Source organism: Variovorax sp. PBL-E5 (assembly GCF_901827185.1).
Taxonomy (GTDB): Bacteria; Pseudomonadota; Gammaproteobacteria; order Burkholderiales; family Burkholderiaceae_C; genus Variovorax.
In genome coordinates, this window is record NZ_LR594673.1 from 109,028 (window position 1) to 128,762 (window position 19,735).

The 19,735-nt window shown below is 67.2% G+C and carries 18 protein-coding genes; 13 read left to right on the forward strand and 5 right to left on the reverse strand.

Annotated features, from left to right (window positions below):
• Genes WDLP6_RS32405 through WDLP6_RS32415 form a run of 3 tightly spaced genes read left to right on the forward strand, consistent with a single transcriptional unit; the run spans nucleotide 1 to nucleotide 3,283 of the window.
• Nucleotides 1-1,410: an ABC transporter substrate-binding protein gene (locus WDLP6_RS32405; RefSeq protein WP_232077647.1), complete on the forward strand. Its 1,410-nt coding sequence runs from the start codon at nucleotides 1-3 to the stop codon at nucleotides 1,408-1,410.
• On the forward strand, nucleotides 1,407-2,357 hold the full coding sequence (locus WDLP6_RS32410; RefSeq protein ID WP_232077650.1) for an SMP-30/gluconolactonase/LRE family protein: 951 nt from the start codon (nucleotides 1,407-1,409) through the stop codon (nucleotides 2,355-2,357). The genes WDLP6_RS32405 and WDLP6_RS32410 overlap by 4 nt, the downstream gene beginning before the upstream one ends.
• Nucleotides 2,354-3,283 (forward strand): YncE family protein, encoded by a 930-nt coding sequence (locus tag WDLP6_RS32415; RefSeq protein ID WP_162595387.1) that lies wholly within the window; start codon nucleotides 2,354-2,356, stop codon nucleotides 3,281-3,283. Before WDLP6_RS32410 ends, WDLP6_RS32415 begins: the two co-directional genes overlap by 4 nt.
• 7 nt (nucleotides 3,284-3,290) lie before the next feature.
• Here the strand turns inward: WDLP6_RS32415 and WDLP6_RS32420 are convergent, their stop codons facing one another.
• On the reverse strand, nucleotides 3,291-3,605 hold the full coding sequence (locus WDLP6_RS32420) for an ATP-binding protein (protein WP_443083484.1): 315 nt from the start codon (nucleotides 3,603-3,605) through the stop codon (nucleotides 3,291-3,293).
• Between the two features lie 35 nt (nucleotides 3,606-3,640).
• The gene (locus WDLP6_RS32425) at nucleotides 3,641-3,859 is read right to left on the reverse strand and encodes a hypothetical protein (protein WP_162595388.1); all 219 of its coding nucleotides are present in this window, start codon (nucleotides 3,857-3,859) and stop codon (nucleotides 3,641-3,643) included.
• Nucleotides 3,860-3,984: 125 nt separating this feature from the next.
• Between WDLP6_RS32425 and WDLP6_RS32430 the strand changes: the two genes are divergently transcribed.
• Nucleotides 3,985-5,118, forward strand: coding sequence for a 3-deoxy-7-phosphoheptulonate synthase (locus WDLP6_RS32430; protein ID WP_162595389.1), 1,134 nt, complete (start codon nucleotides 3,985-3,987; stop codon nucleotides 5,116-5,118).
• Between the two features lie 31 nt (nucleotides 5,119-5,149).
• Here WDLP6_RS32430 and WDLP6_RS32435 read toward each other — a convergent pair whose 3' ends face one another.
• Complete coding sequence (locus tag WDLP6_RS32435) at nucleotides 5,150-7,072, reverse strand: hypothetical protein (protein ID WP_162595390.1); 1,923 nt, start codon at nucleotides 7,070-7,072, stop codon at nucleotides 5,150-5,152.
• Nucleotides 7,073-7,262: 190 nt separating this feature from the next.
• Between WDLP6_RS32435 and WDLP6_RS32440 the strand changes: the two genes are divergently transcribed.
• The 3 genes from WDLP6_RS32440 to WDLP6_RS32450 all read left to right on the forward strand — a co-directional run bounded on the left by WDLP6_RS32440 (nucleotide 7,263) and on the right by WDLP6_RS32450 (nucleotide 12,363).
• Entirely contained in the window at nucleotides 7,263-7,931 is a 669-nt protein-coding gene (locus WDLP6_RS32440) for a response regulator transcription factor (protein ID WP_162595391.1), read from the forward strand.
• Between the two features lie 35 nt (nucleotides 7,932-7,966).
• Nucleotides 7,967-9,838 carry a sensor histidine kinase gene (locus WDLP6_RS32445; RefSeq protein WP_162595392.1) on the forward strand — a complete coding sequence of 624 codons (1,872 nt, stop codon included), beginning with the start codon at nucleotides 7,967-7,969 and terminating at the stop codon, nucleotides 9,836-9,838.
• Between the two features lie 95 nt (nucleotides 9,839-9,933).
• Nucleotides 9,934-12,363: a hybrid sensor histidine kinase/response regulator gene (locus WDLP6_RS32450; RefSeq protein WP_162595393.1), complete on the forward strand. Its 2,430-nt coding sequence runs from the start codon at nucleotides 9,934-9,936 to the stop codon at nucleotides 12,361-12,363.
• Nucleotides 12,364-12,376: 13 nt separating this feature from the next.
• Here WDLP6_RS32450 and WDLP6_RS32455 read toward each other — a convergent pair whose 3' ends face one another.
• Entirely contained in the window at nucleotides 12,377-13,246 is an 870-nt protein-coding gene (locus WDLP6_RS32455) for an aldo/keto reductase (RefSeq protein WP_162595394.1), read from the reverse strand.
• Nucleotides 13,247-13,634: 388 nt separating this feature from the next.
• On the opposite strand from WDLP6_RS32455, the gene WDLP6_RS32460 reads away from it, so the two are divergent.
• From WDLP6_RS32460 to WDLP6_RS32485, 6 genes are read left to right on the forward strand one after another with little or no spacing between them, the layout of a single operon-like run.
• Entirely contained in the window at nucleotides 13,635-14,570 is a 936-nt protein-coding gene (locus WDLP6_RS32460; RefSeq protein WP_162595395.1) for a substrate-binding periplasmic protein, read from the forward strand.
• 39 nt (nucleotides 14,571-14,609) lie between these two features.
• Complete coding sequence (locus WDLP6_RS32465) at nucleotides 14,610-15,275, forward strand: amino acid ABC transporter permease (RefSeq protein ID WP_162595396.1); 666 nt, start codon at nucleotides 14,610-14,612, stop codon at nucleotides 15,273-15,275.
• Complete coding sequence (locus WDLP6_RS32470; RefSeq protein ID WP_162595397.1) at nucleotides 15,272-15,949, forward strand: amino acid ABC transporter permease; 678 nt, start codon at nucleotides 15,272-15,274, stop codon at nucleotides 15,947-15,949. Before WDLP6_RS32465 ends, WDLP6_RS32470 begins: the two co-directional genes overlap by 4 nt.
• Nucleotides 15,946-16,806, forward strand: a complete 861-nt coding sequence (locus tag WDLP6_RS32475; protein WP_232077651.1) for an amino acid ABC transporter ATP-binding protein — start codon at nucleotides 15,946-15,948, stop codon at nucleotides 16,804-16,806. The genes WDLP6_RS32470 and WDLP6_RS32475 overlap by 4 nt, the downstream gene beginning before the upstream one ends.
• 38 nt (nucleotides 16,807-16,844) lie before the next feature.
• Nucleotides 16,845-17,945: a mandelate racemase/muconate lactonizing enzyme family protein gene (locus WDLP6_RS32480; RefSeq protein WP_162595398.1), complete on the forward strand. Its 1,101-nt coding sequence runs from the start codon at nucleotides 16,845-16,847 to the stop codon at nucleotides 17,943-17,945.
• Between the two features lie 60 nt (nucleotides 17,946-18,005).
• The gene (locus WDLP6_RS32485; RefSeq protein ID WP_162595399.1) at nucleotides 18,006-18,488 is read left to right on the forward strand and encodes an Lrp/AsnC family transcriptional regulator; all 483 of its coding nucleotides are present in this window, start codon (nucleotides 18,006-18,008) and stop codon (nucleotides 18,486-18,488) included.
• 51 nt (nucleotides 18,489-18,539) lie between these two features.
• Here the strand turns inward: WDLP6_RS32485 and WDLP6_RS32490 are convergent, their stop codons facing one another.
• Nucleotides 18,540-19,727 (reverse strand): ABC transporter ATP-binding protein, encoded by a 1,188-nt coding sequence (locus WDLP6_RS32490; RefSeq protein ID WP_162595400.1) that lies wholly within the window; start codon nucleotides 19,725-19,727, stop codon nucleotides 18,540-18,542.
• Nucleotides 19,728-19,735 lie beyond the last annotated feature (8 nt).

Genomic DNA, 19,735 nt, shown 5'->3' on the forward strand with positions numbered 1-19,735 from the left:
ATGCCGAACCCGCCCGCCACCTTGCGCCGCAGGGCGCTGATCCAGGCCGCTGCCGCGTACGGCGCCATCGGGTCGATGCCCGCGGCGCGCGCACAGGGCGTGTGGGACAAGCTGCGCGGGCAGACGCTGTGCGTGAGCTATCCCGGCCCGCACCCGCACTACGACGCGGCCGAGCAGCTCTTCGGCGACTTCACGCGGGCCACCGGCATCCGGATCGAGCGCGACCGCGCGCCCTACCTCGACATGAAGGCGCGGCAGCTGGCCGCCATGCGCAAGCCCGAGGGCGACTACGACGTCGTCACCTACCTGATCGCGTGGAAGACCGAGTACGTCAAGCAGGGTCTGCTGCGCCCGCTCGACGACATGCTGGACGATCCGCGGCTGGCGATGGCCGACTACGATTTCAAGGACCTGATCCCCGCGTACGTGCAGGCCATCGGCCGGGTCGGCGGCCCGAAGATGTATTTGCCCGGACCGGGCGCGCGGCTGTACGGCTTGCCCTACGGCGCGGAAACCAGCGTGCTCGGTTTCCGGCGCGACATCCTCGAGCGGCGGAAGCTGCAGGTGCCTTCCACCTACGACGAGCTGCTGCGCGCCTGCGAGCTCATCCGCGACAAGGAAAAGATCGCCGGCGTCGCCTCGCGCTCGCAGGCCGGCCACCAGATCACGCATGCCTGGCTGCTGCACCTGTCGCCCTTCGGCGGCCAGGTGTTCGACGCCGGCTTCAGGCCGGTGCTGCACGAGGAGCCCGGCATCCGGGCCGCCGAGACGCTGGCCCGCCTGGTCGAGACCGGCCCGGTCCCGGCCGGCAAGGCCGGCTTCGACGAGATGCAGGCCGCGTTCCTGAACGGCGAGTGCGCGTTCTATCTCGACACGCTGGCCGTCATGGGTCCGGCCAAGGATCCCAAACGCTCGAAGGTGGCGGACAAGGTGGCCTACGCGATGCATCCGAGCGGCACGCGTCTGTCGGGCCAGACCGGCGGCTTCGGCCTCGCGATTCCGAAGAACGCGCGCCATCCCGAGGCCGCCTGGGTGTTCCTTCAGTGGCTCACGAGCAAGGCCAACGACCTGCGGGTCGCGACGCTCGGCGGCAACACCGCCCGCTGGTCGACGCTGGCCAATGTGGACTTCAAGATCAGGAATCCCGAGCAGGGCATCCTGCCCTTCGCGCTGCGCGCGGCCAATCCCGACTGGCGGCCGCTGATTCCCGAATGGGACGAGATGAGCAAGGACATCATCGGCCAGGCCTTGCCCGATGTGTTGACGGGCCGGCGCACGGCGCGCGACGCGCTGGTCTCCACCGTGCCCCGGCTCGAATCGCTGCTGCGAAGCGGCGGCTGGATCGGGCCGCCCGAGGCGGCGGCGGCGGCGCGACGAACGCCCGCGCGCGCGCTGGAGAAGCGGACATGACGCATCCCATGCAGGAAGCGGCTGCCGGCATCGAGGTGTTCGACCCTCGCCTGGCGCCCATCGTCGCGGGCGCACGCCTGGAGAAACTGTGCACCGGCGCGCGATGGAGCGAGGGCCCGGTGTGGATGCACGAGGACGGCGCCGTGCTGTGGAGCGACATTCCGAACGACCGCATGCTGCGCTGGTCCGAAGCCGACGGCATGAGCGTGTGGCGCACCGGCGTCGAGTTCACCAACGGCCACACGCGCGATCTCGGCGGCGACCTGCTGCACTGCTCGCATGGCCAGCGTGCCATCGTGCGCACGCGCGTGTCGGCTGGCGGCGTGCGGGCCGGCACGCCCGACGAGATCGTGGTCGACCGCTACCTCGGCAAGCGTCTCAACTCGCCCAATGACATCGTGGTGAAGCGCGACGGCACGATCTGGTTCACCGATCCGCCCTACGGCATCGCGAGCAACCACGAAGGCCACAAGGCAGAGCGCGAACAGCCGGCCAACTTCGTGTTCCGCTTCGATCCGTCGAGCGGTGTTCTCGACGCCATGACCGACGCCGCGCAGGAACCCAACGGACTGGCCTTCTCGCCCGACGAATCGTTGCTCTATGTCAGCGACACCTCGGCCGCGATGCGCAGCGACGGCAGCGGCCACCATCGCCTGATGGTGTTCGAGGTGCGCGGCGGCGCGCTCGCCAACGCGCGCGTGTTCGCCGAGGTCGCGCCCGGCCTGCCCGATGGCTTCCGCCTCGACGCGCAGGGTTGGATCTACACCAGCAGCCTCGACAGCGTGCAGGTCTACCACCCCGACGGCTCGCTGCTGGGCAAGATCCGCGTGCCCGAGAAGGTGGGCAATCTCACCTTCGGCGGCGCGCAGCGCGACCAGCTCTACATCGCGGCGAGCAGCTCGCTCTACCGCATCACGCTTCGTACCGAAGGAATCCAACGCCCATGACACGCGAGATCCTGTTGCTGGTGGAGAAATGCAGCCACTGCTTCAGCTACTACGACATCGACAGCGGCGAGCGGCTGCACAGCATCCTGCTCGACGAGTTTCCGCACGAGTTCGTGGTCGATGCGGCGACGCGCTACGCCTACGTCGGGCACTACGGCGTCGAGACCTCGGGCCACCTGGGCGCGGGCGGCACGCGCATCTTCCAGATCGACCTGGCCGCGCGCCGGCTCGCGCGCAGCATCGACATCGCGCCTTTCAACCGCCTGCACGGCATGCAGATGGACGCGCAGGGACGCCTCTACGCGCTGAGCGAGGAGCGCGCGCAGCTGGTGGTGCTCGACCATCCGGAGCGCGACAGCGCGCCATCCCGCGCGGTGCCGAGCGGCGGCATCAAGAGCCACCTGTTCGCGCTGACGCGCGACGGGCAGACGGCTTACGTGATGAACCTGCTCTCGCACACCGTGACCCGGGTGCGGCCGCACGATGCCACCGTCGCGCCGCTCGCCTGCTCGCCGGGCCAGAAGCCCGAGGGCTATGCGCTGTCGGCCGACGAGAAGACGCTCTACGTCACCAACCGCTGGAGCCACACGCTCGCCGCGATCGACACCGCGACGATGAAGGTGCTGCGCGAAGCGCCCTCGCGCGAGGATGCGACGCGGCTCTATCTGCATCGCGACGGGCGGCTGCTGGTCACCAACTACGGCGAGCGCAGCCTCTCGGTGGTCGATCCGGCGAGCCTGAAGGAGATGGCCCGCATCCCGATGGCGGCACGCGCGATCGCACTCAGCTTCCATCCGAGCCGGCCGCTCGCCTTCGTGAGCCAGGACGATGATCGGATCGGCTGTTTCAACATGCAGACGCTGGCCTTCGAGCGCTTCATCGCCACCCAGCGCGAGCCGGATGTCTCGCGCGTGGTGATGCTATGAATGCCGCCTATCGGCCGGGCCCGTGCGCCGCGATGGATTCTGTGGCGCCGCCCTTTCTCATCGTGATCGCATGGAACGGGCAGACCACGGCGCAATCGCTGCAGCCCGTGCACCGATCGGCCTCGTGCAGCACCGACGACTTGCGCCATTGCACGACCTCGAGGCTGAGCAGGTGGATGTCGCAGGCGGCGACGCACCAGCCGCAGCCCGTGCAACGCGCCGTGTCGACATCGGGCAGCCAGCCGGGCCGGTGCGGCCGGGCCGGCGGGCGAAGCGATCCGGCCGAGTCATCGACGGGGGCGCCGCGCATGGGTTCGTCCATCGCTCAGGTCCGGTTGCGATGGTTCGCGTGATGCTTCACCAGAAGCGCCACCACGGGCGCCGCCGCAGGCGCAGCGCCAGCGGCCGTGTGTCGAGGCGATCCAGAAGGTCGGCCGCGGCGCCGAAGCGGCTCTGCGCCTCACCCTCGGGCGCGCGGGCGAACTCGGAGGGCCGGCCGTCGGATCGAACGTTGCCACGGGGCCGATCGGCAGGCGCGGGCGCATCGTGGGCTGAGAGGGTGCCGAAGTCGGTCATGGCCCTATTTTGGCGCCTGTTCCGGCAGGACGCAGCGTCATGGCCGGATGGGCGGCGCGTCATAGGGAAAATACTTTCCGCATGGATGGCCGATACTCTCGTTCGACCGACCCACCGCCGACCTCATGACCCGACTTGACGACCCCCTGCACGATGCCGAGATCGGCTCGCGCGACAGCACCCTCGACACCACCCGCATCGACGACGTGCGCATCGGCGCGGTGCGCCCGCTGATCACGCCCGCGCTGCTGCAGGAGCGCGTGCCGGTGCGCGACGACACGCTCGCGCTGGTGGAAGCCAGCCGCGCCGCGATCGCCGACGTGCTGCACGGCCGCGACGACCGGCTGATCGTGATCGTCGGACCCTGCTCGATCCACGACCACGACCAGGCGCTCGAATACGGCCAGCGCCTGAAGGAGGTCGCCGATGCGCTGCAGGACGACCTGCTGATCGTCATGCGCGCCTACTTCGAGAAGCCGCGCACCACGGTCGGCTGGAAGGGCTACATCAACGACCCGCACCTCGACGGCAGCTTCGCGATCAACGAAGGACTCGAGCGCGCGCGCCGCCTGCTGCTGGAACTGACCACGATGGGCCTGCCCACCGGCACGGAGTTCCTCGATCTGCTCAGCCCCCAGTTCATCGCCGACCTGATTGCCTGGGGCGCGATCGGCGCCCGTACCACGGAAAGCCAGAGCCACCGCCAGCTCGCCTCGGGACTGAGCTGCCCGGTCGGCTTCAAGAACGGCACCGACGGCAGCATCAAGGTCGCGGCCGATGCGGTCCTCGCGGCACGCGCCGCGCACGCCTTCATGGGCATGACGAAGATGGGCATGGCCGCGATCTTCGAAACGCGCGGCAACCAGGACTGCCACGTGATCCTGCGCGGCGGCAGGGCGCCCAACTATGCGGCCGCCGACGTGGCGGCGAGCTGCGAGGCGCTGCAAGCCGCCGGCCTGCGCCCGCAGGTCATGATCGACGTCTCGCACGGCAACAGCAGCAAGCAGCACGCGCGCCAGATCGTCGTCGCGCACGAGGTGGCGGCGCAGATCGCGGCGGGCGAGCATCGCATCACCGGCGTGATGATCGAGAGCCACCTCGAAGAAGGGCGGCAGGACCTCGTGCCGGGCACGCCGCTCCGGCACGGCGTGTCGATCACCGATGCATGCATCGGCTTTTCGCAGACCGTGCCGGTGCTGCAGGCGCTGGCTTCGGCGGTTCGGGCGCGGCGAAGTTCATCGCCTGCGCCCGGACGCTGAGTCCGGGCCCGGCGCTTTCTTGCGGCGACGACTACTTGAAATAGTAGCTCTGGATATTGCGCCGATAGCGGTCCGGCGATTCCACCCACATCGTGCTCGATGCGACCTGCGGGTCGGCGAGGAAGTTCAGGGTGGTGCTGACCGTGCCGGCCGCGGCCGGCAGCACCGAGGTCTCGACCTGATCGACGGGCGCGAACGCGGCATCCTGGCGCCGCATCTGCACGGTGGCCTGGCTCAGCGGATAGACGTTGCTGGCCGAGAAGGCCAGCGTTCCCGACGTGAAGCTGTTGAAGGCGGTGACCGTGTCCGGTGCGATGACCGGGAACACCCCGGGGGCCGCGGCCTCGGCCAGGGTCAGCGGGCGGCGCTGGACCTTCATGCGGTAGGCGCCGTCGGGGGTGCCGGTCGGCATCACGACCTGGGTGCCGGCGCTGTCGTAGGCCTTCAGCGTGTAGACCGAATCGTCCGGGATCGCGGCAATGGCCGCATCGCCGAGAACGGTGGTCGCGCCCGGGCAGTCCGAGGCCATCACATAGGTCTCGATGCCCCGGCCGACGATCTTCCATCGTTCGCCCGGCACGGGCTCCTCGTAGCGCAGCCCGCCGGCGGGCAGGCCGGCGCCGGTCACGAGGATGTACTTGATCGTGCCGCCGTTGTTGGCGTTGTTGCGGTCCACGATGTTGAACTCGATGCCGGTGTCCGTGCAGGTGACCGCGCTCGCGCCCGGCATGCCATGGTGGAGCGACGTGGTGGCGAACCAGTCGAGGTCGAGGTCGCGCTGGTCGCCGTGCAGCCGCCAGATGCCGTCGGTGCCCTTGCGAATCTTCCAGTCCTCGATGCGGCCGAGTTCGATGCCCTGGCCGGTCTTGGGTGTCAGCGAGACGTGCGCGGTGATCTTGGTCGGGTCGCTGTAGTCGATCTGGTGAATCTCGATGTCGGTGAACGAGATGCCGATGAAATCCGAAGCCTGGATGAATTGATTGAGCCAGGTTGCGCGGTTCTGGTCGTTCCACATGAAGGTGCTGGTCATCAGCGGCGAGAGATCCGACGAGTTCGGCAGGCCGGTCGCGAACTTGGCGGAGAAGTCTTCCAGCACCTTCTTCACGAGCGCCTGGTCGGACAGGCCGGTGACGACGTTGTCGCTGCTCAAGGTGGCCGGCGAGGGCTCGGCGGCCGCCTGCTTCGACAGGTCGTCGAGCACCGTGATCGCGTTGAGGATGTTGGAGATGGTCGCCGTGTTGGCCGCCGTGTCGTACTGCACGCGGATCACGTCGAGCGCCTTGTCGATCGGGTCGGCGAGCGGCGTGAAGGTGCCGTGCAGCAGATCGATGGCCGCGTCGACGCCGAGGGCGGTCAGCACGGGCAGCAGCTTCTCCTTCAGCTTGCTGACCTCGGCATCGACCAGCGCCTTGCTGGCCAGACCGGCATTGCCGCTCTGGTCGAACTTGTCGAAGTAGTTCGCCGCGATCTGCCCCGCGATGTTGGAGACGACCAGGTTGGTCAGCTGCGTGATGTTGATCTTGCCGTCGATGTCGGCCTCGGTCGCGACCGAGTGGACGGTCACGGTCATGCCGTTGACCGTGCCCTCGGCGCGGAAGACGAAGGGCGCCGTCATCCCGCCGACATCGACCGTGTAGGCGCCGTTGGTGCCGATCGGGGACATCCGGGTGGCACCGAGGGAGTCCTTCACCGTGACGGAGCCCACCAGCGGTGCGCCCATCGCGGCGACGCCGGAGATCTGCGCGCCCGTGGCGGCAACGCCGCCTGCGTTGTCGCTGTTGCCGCCAGTGCCCGTCCCGGTTCCATTGCCGCCGCCGGTCTCTGCGAGACTACCGAACCCGGCGAGGCTGCCGCTGCCGCCATTGCCGCCGCCTCCGCCGCCGCAGGCGGCCAACGATGCCGCCAGCGCCAGGCTTGCGTATTTGAACTTCCAACGTGCTGCTGATTTCTTCAATTCCTGCTCCAGTTTCCAAAAGATGCTTGTGTGCGATCGATGCGCCTTCTGAAGGGCACGGTCGGCGCCCCCTGGAAACTACCGGCAGCCGAATGCAGGGACATCCGCAGTTCATGGGGTACCCCATGTGCATATGTCACGATCGGGCGTGCGAACATTCGATGCCTGCCCCAGGAGCTGTTGTCTGCCGATGCCGATCCCCCGAGCCCCCGTCAGCGTTGCCCTCGTCGAGGACGACCCGGGCATGCGCGCGCGTTTCGAACGCGTCATCCGTGCCGAGCCCAGCCTGCGCTTCGCCTTCGGGGCATCGACGGCCGGCGAACTGCTCGAGTGGTTTGCGAACAACGCGGTCGATGTGCTGCTCGTCGATCTGGGGTTGCCGGACTGCTCGGGCCGGGAGGTCATTCGACGCTGCCGCGATCTGCAGCCGGCCTGCGCGATGATGGTTCTCACCATCTTCGGCGATGAGATGAACATGCTGAACGCGTTCGAGGCCGGCGCCGGCGGCTACCTGCTGAAGGACGGGACGGAAGCCGACCTGGCCGCGCACGTGCTGAGCCTGCATGCGGGCGGCTCGCCGATGTCGCCGATCATCGCGCGCCAATTGCTGGTGCGGTGGCAGGGCCGCACCGAGGCGCCGAAGGCCGATGTGCTGCCTGCGAGCGACGCCCTGTCGCCGCGCGAGAGCGAGGTGCTGGCGCTGGTCGCGCGCGGCTTCACCTACGCCGAGACGGCCGAACGCATGGGCATCCTGCTCTCCACGGTGCAGAGCCACGTGCGCAACATCTACGGCAAGCTGGACGTGCACAACAAGGCCGAGGCCGTTTTCGAGGCCAGGCAACTCGGCCTGCTGCGCTAGTGCTGCCGCAGGCCGGTTGCCAGGTGATGCGGCGCATGGCGCGCGCCTGTTCGATCCTGATGCTCTGCGCCCTGATGGCGCTGCCCGGGTTCACGCCGGCGTTCGCCGCGACCGATGACGGGATCATCACGCTCGAAGCGGCCCACGCGCGGCTGGAGCCCCGGGGCGCCGCGCCGCGCGAGGGCGAGGTCGACCTCGCGCGGCGCTGGGACCGCGACTTCCCCGGCCTGGGCGGCCGCGCGACCTACGACGTCGCACTGCCGCCGCGCGTCGGGTCGGAGCCCATGGCCTTGCTGTTCTCCCGTGTCGGCAACCAGGTGCACGTGCTGGTGAACGGAACCACGGTCCAGCGCTGGGGCGACCTGGGCGATCCGGTCTACGACGCCAGCAAGACCATGCGCATGGTGACGCTGCCGGCGGCCCTGCTGCATGCCGACCGTCCCAACGCGTTGCGCGTCGAGGTCACGATCCAGCCCCAGCGCCTGGGCGGCCTCTCGGTGCTGCGCTACGGCCCTCGCGAGGCGATCGAAGATCTGTACGACGCGCAGATCCTGTGGCGGGATCTCGCGATGCTGCTCTTCGCGGCCGGCCTGATCGGGATGGGCGCGCTCACCGCACTGCTCTGGTGGCGGCAGCGCGACCCTTTCTATGGCTGGTTCAGCCTGTCCGCATTCCTGGGCGTGACGCGCGTGATCGATCGCTCGTGGGCCGATCTGCCGCTGCCCTGGCCGCTGCTGGGCGCCGTGGCTGCGATTTGCTATTCGGCCCATATCGCGTTGATGTGCCGGTTCGTGCTGATGGCGCTGGGTCCGGTCCCGCGCGGCATGCAGCGCGCCATCGATGGGGTCATGGCGGCGGCGGCGATCCTCGACATCCTCGCCTTCGCGCTGCACCTGCCGCTGCTCATGACCCTGGGACTCGTCCTTCTGCCGATCCTCGGACTTGCCACGCTGGCAGCGATCACGCGCGTGGCATGGGTTCGTCACAGCACGAAGGCGTGGGTTCTTGCGGCGGCCATCGCCGGCGCGATGGCGACGGGCGTGTATGACATCGTCATGATCCGGATCGCCGGCGCGAGCGGCTTGCGCAACACCTATTCGCAACATGCACTGTTCGCGTTCGTCCTGCTCATGGCCTGGTTCATCGCCGAGCGGTACAGCCGTTCGGTGGCGAACTACCACGCACTCAATGCCGACCTGGCCCGCCGCGTCGAGGAGCGCGAGCGCCAGCTGCACGAAGCCTTCGATTCGCTCAGGGAGCAGCAGCACCATCAATCGGTGTCGAACGAGCGGCAGCGCATCATGCGGGAGATCCACGACGGCGTGGGTTCGCAACTCGTCGGCCTGTTGAACATGGTGACGCAGAAAGGCGCGGATGCCGCCGCGCTGAAGGACCAGGTGCAGCTGGCGCTCGATGAAATGCGCATGGCGGTCGATTCGCTGCAGCCGGCGCACGACGACCTCTCCACCTTGCTGGCGACGCTGCGCTATCGCCTGCAATCGCGCCTGCAGGCCGCAGGCGTCGCCGTGGTCTGGGACGTGGCCGAGCTGCCGGAGCTCCAGCAGCTGCCGCCGCATGTCGTGCTGCATGTCCAGCGGATCCTGCTGGAGGCATTCACCAATGTGCTGAAGCACGCGCGAGCGTCGCAGGTGACGGTGCAGGTTCGCTGGCGCGACGAGGATGCGCCGCGCGTGCTGCTGCGCATCGCCGACAACGGCATCGGACTTCGCACGGACGAGGGTGCCAGCGAGGCGCAGATTCACGGCCGCGGCCTGGACAACATGCGGGCCCGGGCGGCCGCCATCGGCGCCGTGTTTCGTCTCGAGCCATCGGCAGGCGGCGGGACCTGCGTTGCGCTGGAATGGCGGGTCGAGCGGCGAAGAACCCGGGCCGACACTGCCGGATAGCCGGCACCGCATGCGGGCGCTGCGCCGAAGTCTTCGCCGCCCGGTCCGCGTTCGCTCGGTTAAGCTCGTTGGACAAAGGAGCCGACGGCGCGGACATGAATCAGAAGCCCTCCGACCCTGAGCGCAGCCCCGCCCAAGCCAAGGCCGTGCCCGACTTCCTGGCCGGCGGCGGGGAGATGGGCGCGCTGATGCGCGCGCACGACTGGCGCGGCTCCTCGCTCGGGCCGCCCGCGCTGTGGCCGCAGGCGCTGCGCACCGTCGTTCGCCTCATGCTCAACAGCGGGCATCCGATGTACATCTGGTGGGGTGCCGATCGGGCCTGCCTCTACAACGATGCCTACCGCGAATCGATCGGGCCGGAACGCCATCCCGGATCGCTGGGCCGGCCCGCGCGCGAAGTCTGGGACGAGATCTGGCACGTCATCGGGCCGCAGATCGAGCAGGTGATGTCCGGCGGCGGCGCGACCTGGCACGTCAACCAGCTGCTGCCGATCACGCGCCACGGCCGGCGCGAGGACGTGTACTGGACCTACAGCTACAGCCCCATCGACGACGAGCACGCGCCCGGCGGCATCGGCGGCGTGTTGGTGGTCTGCACCGAGACTACGCAGCAGATGGTCGCGGCCCGTCGGCTGGCGACCGAACGCGATCGGCTGGCCCAGCTCTTCGAACAGGCGCCGACCTTCATGGCCCTGCTGCGCGGCCCGGATCACCGGTTCGAGATCGCCAATCCCGGCTACCTGCGATTGATCGGCCACCGGCAGGTGCTGGGCCGAACCCTCGCCGAGGCGCTGCCCGAGGCCGTCGAACAAGGCTACCTCGCGCGGCTCGACCAGGTCTTCGCCAGCGGCGAGGCCTTCGCGGCCAGCGGCGCGAAGTTCAGCGTCGAGGCCGTGCCGGGCGGGCCTGTGGTCGAGCGCTGTCTGGACTTCGTCTGCCAGCCCATCAAGGATGCCGACGGCACGGTGACCGGCATCTTCGTGGAGGGCGCCGACGTCACCGAGCGCGAGCAGGCGCAGGAGCAGCTGCGGATCGAGCGCGAGCGCCTCGACCTGGCGCTCGGCGCCGGCCGCATGGGGGCCTACGACATGAACCTCAGGGATGGCGCCCTGTGGTGGTCGCCGCAGATGTACCCCCTCTTCGGCGTCAGCGCCGAGGACTTCGTGCCGACGCCGGAGGGCGTTCTCGCGCTGATCCATCCCGACGAGCGGGACACCTTCCTGCGCATGCGCACGCAGGCCATCGCCGAGCACCGGCCTTTCTTCCACGAGTTCCGCATCCAGCGGCCCGACGGCACGCCAGTGTGGGTCGGCCATCGGGGACAGGCCGAATACGATGCCGAGGGCCGCCCCCTGCGCAGCTTCGGCGTCACCATGGACATCAGCGAACGCAAGCAGGTCGAGGACATGCTGCGCGACGCGGACCGCAAGAAGGACCGCTTCATCGCCGTGCTCGCGCACGAGTTGCGCAATCCGCTGGCGCCGATCCGCAATGCGATCTATCTGCTGCGCCGCATCGACGCGGCCGATCCCAAGGTCGGCTGGTGCCACGACGTGATCGATCGGCAGGTGATGCAGATGGCGCGCCTGCTCGACGACCTGCTGGATGTGTCGCGGTTGACGCGCGGCCAGCTGCGGCTGCGGCTGCAGCCGCTCGGCCTGGCCAGCGCCATCGAACAGGCGGTGGAGATCGCGCAGCCGCTGATCGATGCCGGCGGCCACGCGCTCACCGTCACGCTGCCCGCGCAGAGCCTGGACCTGGAGGGCGATCTCACGCGGCTGGCCCAGGTCTTTTCCAACGTGCTGATCAACGCCGCCAAGTACACGCCGGCGCGGGGCGCGATCGCGCTCGATGTCCAGCGCCAGGGCGACGAGGCGGTGGTGACGGTGACGGACAGCGGCATCGGCATCGCGCCGCAGCACCTGGCGCAGATCTTCGAGATGTTCGGACAGGTGGAGTCGGCGCTGGACCACTCGCAGGGCGGGCAGGGCATCGGCCTTTCTCTGGCCAAGGGACTGCTGCAGATGCACGGCGGGACGATCAGCGCTTTCAGCGAAGGCGTGGGCAAGGGCAGCCGCTTCGAGATCCGTCTGCCGCTGACGCCGCGGACCGCGCCGGCGGATTCGGCCGAAGCGCGCACTGGGCCCGGCGCCCTGGCCGAGCCCGGCTATCGCATCCTGATTGCCGACGACCTGCGGGACACGGCGGACAGCCTGGCGCTGCTGCTCGAGGCCATGGGCCACGTCGTCGAGGTGGCCTACGACGGCGAACAGGCCCTTCGCCTGGCCGGGGCCATGCAGCCCGAGGTCGTGCTGCTGGACCTGGGCATGCCGCGGCTCAACGGCTACGAGGCATGCCGGCAGATCCGCGCGACGCCATGGGGCGCCGCGGCGACCCTGGTCGCGCAAACCGGTTGGGGCCAGGCGCATGACCGCGAGCGCACGCGCGCGGCGGGCTTCGATCATCACCTGATCAAGCCGGTGCAGCCGGAGGCGCTGGTGGCGCTGTTTCGGCGGCGGGCCTGAGGCGAGAGAACGTTCAGGCCGAAGCCGCGCGACCCAGCGAGTCCAGTGTCCTGAAATCCACGTCGGACAACTGGATGCCTGCGCTGGCGACATTGTCGTCCAGATGCGCCACCTTGCCGGTACCCGGAATCGGTAGCATGACCGGGCTGCGCCGGAGCACCCATGCGAGTGCAACCTGGCTCGTCGTGGCGCCGGCCTTGCGCGCGATCTCGTCGAGCTTCGAACCTGGCTTGGCCAGATCGCCGGCAGCGAGGGGGAACCACGGGATGAAGCCGATGCCGTTCTCGCTGCAGTAGTCGAGCACGGCCTCGCTGCCGCGGTCGATCAGGTTGTAGCGGTTCTGCACCGTGACCACCTGGAAGATCTTGCGCGCAGCTTCGATCTCCTCGATGCCGACTTCGCTGAGCCCCACGTGGCGGATCAGTCCTTCCTTTTGCATTTCGCGGATGACTTCGAACTGCTCCTCGCGCGGCACCTTGGCGTCGATGCGATGGAGTTGCCACAGATCGATGCGCTCGACGCCCAGCCGTCGCAGACTCATGTGCACGCACTGGCGCAGGTATTCGGGACGGCCGACCGGCGCCCACTGATCGGGCCCGGAGCGGGTGAGTCCGCCCTTGGTGGCGATCAGCAGTCCGTCGTAGGGGTGCAGTGCCTCGCGGATCAGGTCTTCGCTGACATAGGGCCCGTAACTGTCGGCGGTGTCGATGAAGTTCACCCCGAGCTCGGGCAGGCGTCGCAAGGTGCGCAGCGCCTCGGCCCGATCGTCGGGCTCGCCCCAGATGCCGCGACCGGTGATGCGCATCGCGCCGAATCCGAGGCGGTGGATCTGGAGATCGCCGAGGGTGAACTGGCCGGCTGAAGAGGCGTTGGTATGAGACATGGGTCAAAGCCTGGTGTTTGGGGGATTGCTTGGGGCTCGGAGCAACCTTAGTCGATGCGTCCAAGGCCTGGTGCCGACGGGGCCTTTGGGGCGCTGGGTGTGCGTGACGCTGGTTGCTCGAGGCCGGAAGATCCGCACGTGTGACCGCGGTAGTGCCGCGCAGCCCGGCGAAGCTAGGCCGCTGTCTGCCGCTCAAAAGGTCAGCGGGTAGAACTTCGCTGCTGCGGGCGGATTCGAGTGCTTTGGCGAAGAATTCTTCCAGTTTGGATCGCGAAGAGCCGCCATTTAGAAATCCTTTCGCGGAGCATCCCACCTACACTTTTTCGTCGGGCCTTCGCATCCCGCGACAAGCCGACAACGTGTCGATGTTCAATCCCAAGGAATCTCCATGAGTACCTCACCGAGTGCCGTTCAGGAAGCGCCTTCCAGCGAGGCGGCGAAGAGTCTTCGAATCCGGCGCAGCTTTCTGGCGGCAGGCGGCACCGCGCTCGCCGGTGCGGGCGCATTCGCGATGGCAGGGCAGGCCGCGGCGCAGGGCGGAAACGGCGCGCAGGAGTCCCTGCTGGACGTCTGGGTCAAGACCGGCAAGGCCCGCATCGGCGTCGACCTCAACAACAAGCCGCTGCGCTTTCGCGACACGGCCGGCAAGCCGACGGGGCTCGGCATCGAGTTTCTCGAACTCCTCATGAAGGACATCGGCGCCACGCCGGAATACATCGAGATGCCCTTCGGTCAAACCTTCGCGGCACTGGCCGCCGGCAAGTTCGACATGATCGGCACCTTCGTCACCATCCTGCCGAGCCGCGGCCTGCGGGGAACGTTCGCCGGATTTCCCGCCTACTACCAGCAGAACGTCGCGTACCTGAAGCCCGGCTCCAGGGTCAAGACACTGGCCGAGCTGAACCGCAAGGACGTCAAGATCGCCTGCCAGCAGGGCTCGTCCGAAGAGACGACGCTTCGCTCGGTGTTCCCGCTCGCCACGATCCAGACTTTCCCGCAGGTCGCCGATGCCGCGAGTTCCGTCGGTGGCGGCCTGGTCGATGCGCTGATCACCGACGCCTTCTTCGTCACGACCATGTCCAAGACCTTTCCCGAGGTCAAGGTGCTGGGCGAGTCGGTCAACGCGATTCCCAACACCTTCTTCATGCCGCACAACGATTTCAAGCTGTGGGCCTATGTCACCAACTGGCTGCGCTACCAGGGCAGCCTGCGAACCATCGTGGGCCTGCAGAACAAATGGTTCGGCACCGAGGCGCGCGACAAGTACGGCATCCCCGGCATCGGCGTCGGGTCCGGCGGCGAGCCGCTGGTCATCAAGGGCTGAGCATCGCCGGCCGCTGCGCGCGATCCACGGAGACAAGGGATGCAGAACTACGACTTCCAGTGGCAGGTCGTCGTCAACCATTTGCCCGTCCTGCTGTTGGGGGCCTGGGTTGACGTCTGGGTCAGCCTGTTCGGCTTTGCGCTCGCCTGTGTGGCCGGCCTGCTGATCGCGATGGGGCGGCTGAGCGGTCTCAGGCTGCTGACCGTGCCGACCTTCGCCTTCGTCCAGGCCGCGCGTGCGATCCCTCCCTACGTGCTGCTGCTGTGGGTCCACTTCGGCGTTTCGCGCCTGGCGGGCGTGGCGTTCACGCCGTTGCAGAGCATCGTCGCCGTGCTGACCATCACGGGTGCCGGCTATGCGGCGGAGATCTTCCGCTCGGGGATCCTGGCGGTCGACAGGGGCCAGTTCGAGTCGGCCACGTCGATGGGGCTGAGCCGCTTTCACACGTACTGGGACGTGATCTTTCCCCAGATGGCGGTCGTCGTGGTGGCGCCGCTGGGCAACGTGCTGATCGGCCTGCTCAAGAGCGCGACCCTGATGGGCGTGATCGCGGTGCCCGATCTGCTGCATGCCGCGCAAAGCCTCAACATGAACAGCTTCGTGCCTTTCGAGGCCTTCACCGCGGTCCTGCTGATTTTCGTGTCGATCGTCTTCGTGCTGTCGCTGGCGATCGCGGCGACGGAAAGACTGGTGGCGCATCCGTGAGCTATCAGATGGATTGGGAGGCCGTCCTCCCGCACCTGCCGTCGATGATGAAAGGCGTGGTCTTCACGCTGCAGATCTCGTTCACGGGCTTCGCGCTTTCGCTGGTGTTCGGACTGGCCATCGCGCTGATGCGGATGTCGAACCTCAAGGCGGTCTCGGCCTTCGCCTTCGGCTACACCCAGTTCTTCCGGGCGATCTCGATCTACATCTACATCATCTGGATCTACTTCGGCCTGGCCGTCTCCACCGGCATCAACCTCTCGCCGTACGTGGCGAGCGTGATCGCCATCACGCTGCTGCACAGCGCCTACCTGTCGGAGATATTCCGCGCCACGATCAACAGCGTCGGCGGCGGCCAGCTCGAAGCCGCGCGCAGTCTGGGAATGAAGCGCGGCGCCGTCTTCTACGACGTCGTCATGCCGCAGGCGCTTGCCACGGCGGTGCCGTTGCTGATCAGCCAGTTCGCGATGATCGTCAAGGATTCGGCCGTGGTCGCGGTGATCGGCGCGAGCGATCTGATGTACGAGACCATCCGCGCCGCAAACCTGGAACTGCGGTCCTTCGAGTTCTATTCGGTTGCCGCCGTGATCTACCTCGCCATCGTTCTGGTTGTCTCCTGGATCGGGAACGTCCTGGAGTACCAGCTCAACAAGCACATGAGGCAAAGCGCATGAGCATCGATCTCGCAATGCAGCCAGAGGACGCCGTCGTGACGGGCAAGTCCGCATCCGACGCGCCCGTGCTGACGCTGACGAACATCAACAAGACCTTTCCCGGACGCAGGATCGGACTCTTCGGCAAGGCGGGCAAGCCCCACCACGTGCTTCGCGACATCAATCTGTCCGTCGACAAGGGAGAGGTCGTCGTCATCATCGGACCGAGCGGGTCCGGCAAGAGCACGCTGCTGCGCTGCATCAACATGCTGACGGTTCCGGAGACCGGCACGGTCGAGTTCGGCGGCCAGACCATCACGGCCGGCCACCGCAAGGGCCTGAGAGAGCGGCTGCAGTTCGAAAGAGAACTGCGCCAGCTGCGTCGGCGCATCGGCATGGTGTTCCAGCATTTCAACCTCTTTCCGCACAAGACGGCGCTGAAGAACGTCATGCTGGCGCAGATCCGCGTGCTGGGCCGTTCCGAGGGCGAAGCCAGGAAGATCGCGCAGAGAGAACTGTCGCGCGTGGGCCTGGGGACCAAGACGGACGCCTATCCCGCGCAGCTCTCCGGCGGCCAGAAGCAGCGCGTGGCCATCGCGCGATCGCTCGCGATGAATCCCGAAATCATGCTGTTCGACGAGGCCACCTCGGCCCTCGATCCCGAGATCATCGAAGAGATCCTGATTCAGATGAAAGCCCTGGCCTCGGAGGGAATGACGATGGTGATCGTCACCCACGAGATCGCCTTCGCTCGCGAAGTGGGCGATCGGATCATCTTCATGGACGACGGCGAGATCGTCGAGCAGGGTCCCGCCATGCAGATGGTGTCGGCCCCACGGCATCCGCGCACGCAGGAGTTCCTGCGGTCGATTCTCTAACCCTGCGTCGACGGCGTCGCACACCTGGAGCCTCTGTCTTGAACATCGAAAGAATCGAAGCCATCCCGCTTTCCGTGCCCTTCAGCAGCCGCTCGGACATGCCGGCGTGGCGCGGCCGCGACTACGGCGCGCTGGAGGCGCTGCTGATCAGGGTCGAGACCAGCGACGGCATCACGGGTTGGGGCGAGGCTTTCTCGTACAACTGCCAGGCGCCGGTCAAGTCGGCCGTCGACACCATGCTCGCGCCCCTGTTCGTCGGGCGCGACTCGCGCAACATCAACGGGCTGTCCCACGAGGTTCAGAAGTTGATGCATCTGTACGGGCGCTCCGGCATCCTCAACTTCGCGCTGTCGGGCATCGACATCGCGCTCTGGGACATCGCGGCCAAGCGCGCCAACATGCCGATGGTCGATCTGCTCGGCGGCATGGTGCGCCCCGCGGTGGATGGCTATGCGAGCCTGTTTCGCTTCGGCGATCCGCAGCGCGTGGCGCGGGCCGCGGCCGATGCCACCGCCGAGGGCTTCCGGCGCGTCAAGGTCCATGCGCGCGACCTGGAAGACGTGCGCAGCACCCGGGCGGCGCTTGGAAGCGAGGCGACATTCATGGTCGACACCAACTGCGCGTGGAGCGTGTCGGAGGCGTTCGACATGGCGCGGAAAATGCGCGAGTTCGATGTCAAGTGGCTCGAGGAGCCGCTGTATCCGCCCGAGGACTTCGAGACGCTCGCCAGGATCGGCCGCCAGACCGGCATGCCCCTCGCTCTGGGCGAAAACGCATGCACCTCGCACGAATTCCAGAAGATCCTCGCGTCGGGTGCCGCCGCCTATGTGCAGCCGAGCGTGACCAAGGTCGGCGGCATCAGCGAGTTCCGCAAGGTCATCGCGCTGGCGGAGGCGAAGGGTGCGACGCTGGCGCCGCATTCGCCGTACTACGGCCCCGGCTTCCTGGCGACGCTGCACCTGATCGCCTCGCAGCCGGAGCCCTGCTTCATCGAATACTTCAACATCGGCCTGGAGGGCCGGCCCTACGGCGATAGGATGGAACCGCACGAGGGCGTCTTCGCCGTGCCGCGAACGCCGGGACTTGGCTTTGATCCCGACCCGGTCTATCTTGCGCAGTTCGCCGTCAAGGCGGCTTGACGCTTCGCCATTTGGTCCGAGATGGCGCTGCATCCACGGGATCCTGCCTGAGGAAGAAACTTGCTATTCAACAAACCTGAAGAACTGGACCGCGGCGAGCTGGCGATTCTGGCCGCGCTTCAGGTCAACGCCCGGCTCAGCACCCAGGACCTGGCCGATGAGGTCGGGCTTTCCAGCTCCGCGACATGGCGCCGTGTCAAGGCGCTCGAAGACCGCGGGATGATCCAGGGCTACGTCGCCATGCTCGACGCCGAGAAGCTGGGCTTCAAGGAGTGCATATTTGCGCACGTCACGCTCGCCAAGCACGACGTGAAGAGCATCGAGGAGTTCGAGAGAAGCGTGGCACGGCGCCCTGAAGTGCTGGAGTGCTTTTCCGTGGCGGGTCAATCGGACTATGTGCTGCGCGTCGTGGTGCGAAGCAATGGCGAATACGAAAAATTCCTGAAGGATGCGGTCTTCTCCTGCGCGGCGGTGGGACACATCCATTCGAGCTTCACGTTGCGCAAGGTCAAGTTCTCGATGTCGCTGCCGGTGGCGACCTGATACCGGCGATTTCTCATTCGGGCAGCAGCTTGCGCAGTTCGTTTGCAAGCCTCATGCCGGAGCCATCCGATTCGTCTCCAAGTCTCCTCTGGCGTCGATCGCAGCCGGAGCGCCGATCGCTCGCCGCTTGTCTTCCGCACGGGTAATCCCAAGCTCCGGATCTTCGGCGAAGGGGTAGAGGTGTGTCATGCGCGCGTCCCACACAAGCTGCACGTGGGAGCCGACGCCCTTGGCCTGTTCGAGCGAGCCATCCACCACGATGGTGGCACCGGAATCGACCTCGACGTCGAATTGCACGACCTTCCCGATGAACTTCTCTCGCGCGATGCGACCGTGGAGAACGTTCTGGCCGCCGGCTTGCTGCGCCTGGTTCAGCCGCAGCTGTTCCGGGCGCACGCCGAGCACGACATGCGCATCAAGGTCAAAGCTCTGGTGCTGGCCATCGATGGGACAGAGCAGGGTTTCGCGCCCCACCTTGATCTCGTAGTTGCTTCCGACGCGACCGACCACATGACCCTGCAGGAAGTTGACTTTCCCGAGAAAGAACGCAGCGAACGGCGTCTTCGGTCTGGAGTAGATCTCTTTCGGCGTATCGAGCTGTTCGATACGGCCGAAGCGCATCAGGGCGATGCGGTGCGACAGGCTCAGCGCTTCCTCTTGATCGTGCGTCACATAGATCGTCGTGATGCCCAGCTGTCGCTGAATGGAATGCAGTTCGTTCTGCATGGCCTCTCGCAATTTCAGGTCCAGCGCACCCAGTGGCTCGTCCATCAGCAACACAGCGGGCGTGTGGGCCAGTGCCCGCGCAATGGCCACGCGCTGCTGCTGGCCGCCCGACAGTTCGAGCGGATAGCGATTTGCCACCGCGGGCAAGCGAATCAGGGCCAGCAGCTCATTGACTCGCTTGTCTGCGTCTGCCTTGCGCATTCCATGGGATTTCAGTGCGAAACCGACATTCTCGGCCACGGTGAGATGCGGAAAGAGCGCGTAGTCCTGGAAAACCATGCCCAGCTTTCTGCTCTGCGTGGGCACCCTGGTGACGTCCTTGCCGTCGAACAGCACGCGCCCGACGTTCGGCGACAGGAATCCCGCCACGATCCGGAGGGTCGTCGTCTTGCCGCAACCGGACGGGCCGAGCAAGGTCAGGAATTCGCCCTCTTTGATCTCGAGGTCGACATGGTCAATGATCTTGTCCGCGCCAAAGTGCTTGCCAAGACCTTCTAGTGTGACGCGCGCCATCGTCTTTC

Excerpts from the sequence above, each read along its gene's own strand:
- WDLP6_RS32450 (WP_162595393.1), top strand. The coding sequence starts at position 9,934 with ATGAATCAGAAGCCCTCCGACCCTGAGCGCAGCCCCGCCCAAGCCAAG.
- WDLP6_RS32440 (WP_162595391.1), top strand. The coding sequence starts at position 7,263 with ATGCCGATCCCCCGAGCCCCCGTCAGCGTTGCCCTCGTCGAGGACGAC.
- WDLP6_RS32490 (WP_162595400.1), bottom strand. The coding sequence starts at position 19,727 with ATGGCGCGCGTCACACTAGAAGGTCTTGGCAAGCACTTTGGCGCGGAC.
- WDLP6_RS32425 (WP_162595388.1), bottom strand. The coding sequence starts at position 3,859 with ATGACCGACTTCGGCACCCTCTCAGCCCACGATGCGCCCGCGCCTGCC.
- WDLP6_RS32405 (WP_232077647.1), top strand. The coding sequence starts at position 1 with ATGCCGAACCCGCCCGCCACCTTGCGCCGCAGGGCGCTGATCCAGGCC.
- WDLP6_RS32415 (WP_162595387.1), top strand. The coding sequence starts at position 2,354 with ATGACACGCGAGATCCTGTTGCTGGTGGAGAAATGCAGCCACTGCTTC.
- WDLP6_RS32465 (WP_162595396.1), top strand. The coding sequence starts at position 14,610 with ATGCAGAACTACGACTTCCAGTGGCAGGTCGTCGTCAACCATTTGCCC.
- WDLP6_RS32430 (WP_162595389.1), top strand. The coding sequence starts at position 3,985 with ATGACCCGACTTGACGACCCCCTGCACGATGCCGAGATCGGCTCGCGC.
- WDLP6_RS32410 (WP_232077650.1), top strand. The coding sequence starts at position 1,407 with ATGACGCATCCCATGCAGGAAGCGGCTGCCGGCATCGAGGTGTTCGAC.
- WDLP6_RS32475 (WP_232077651.1), top strand. The coding sequence starts at position 15,946 with ATGAGCATCGATCTCGCAATGCAGCCAGAGGACGCCGTCGTGACGGGC.
- WDLP6_RS32420 (WP_443083484.1), bottom strand. The coding sequence starts at position 3,605 with ATGGACGAACCCATGCGCGGCGCCCCCGTCGATGACTCGGCCGGATCG.
- WDLP6_RS32460 (WP_162595395.1), top strand. The coding sequence starts at position 13,635 with ATGAGTACCTCACCGAGTGCCGTTCAGGAAGCGCCTTCCAGCGAGGCG.
- WDLP6_RS32455 (WP_162595394.1), bottom strand. The coding sequence starts at position 13,246 with ATGTCTCATACCAACGCCTCTTCAGCCGGCCAGTTCACCCTCGGCGAT.
- WDLP6_RS32445 (WP_162595392.1), top strand. The coding sequence starts at position 7,967 with ATGGCGCGCGCCTGTTCGATCCTGATGCTCTGCGCCCTGATGGCGCTG.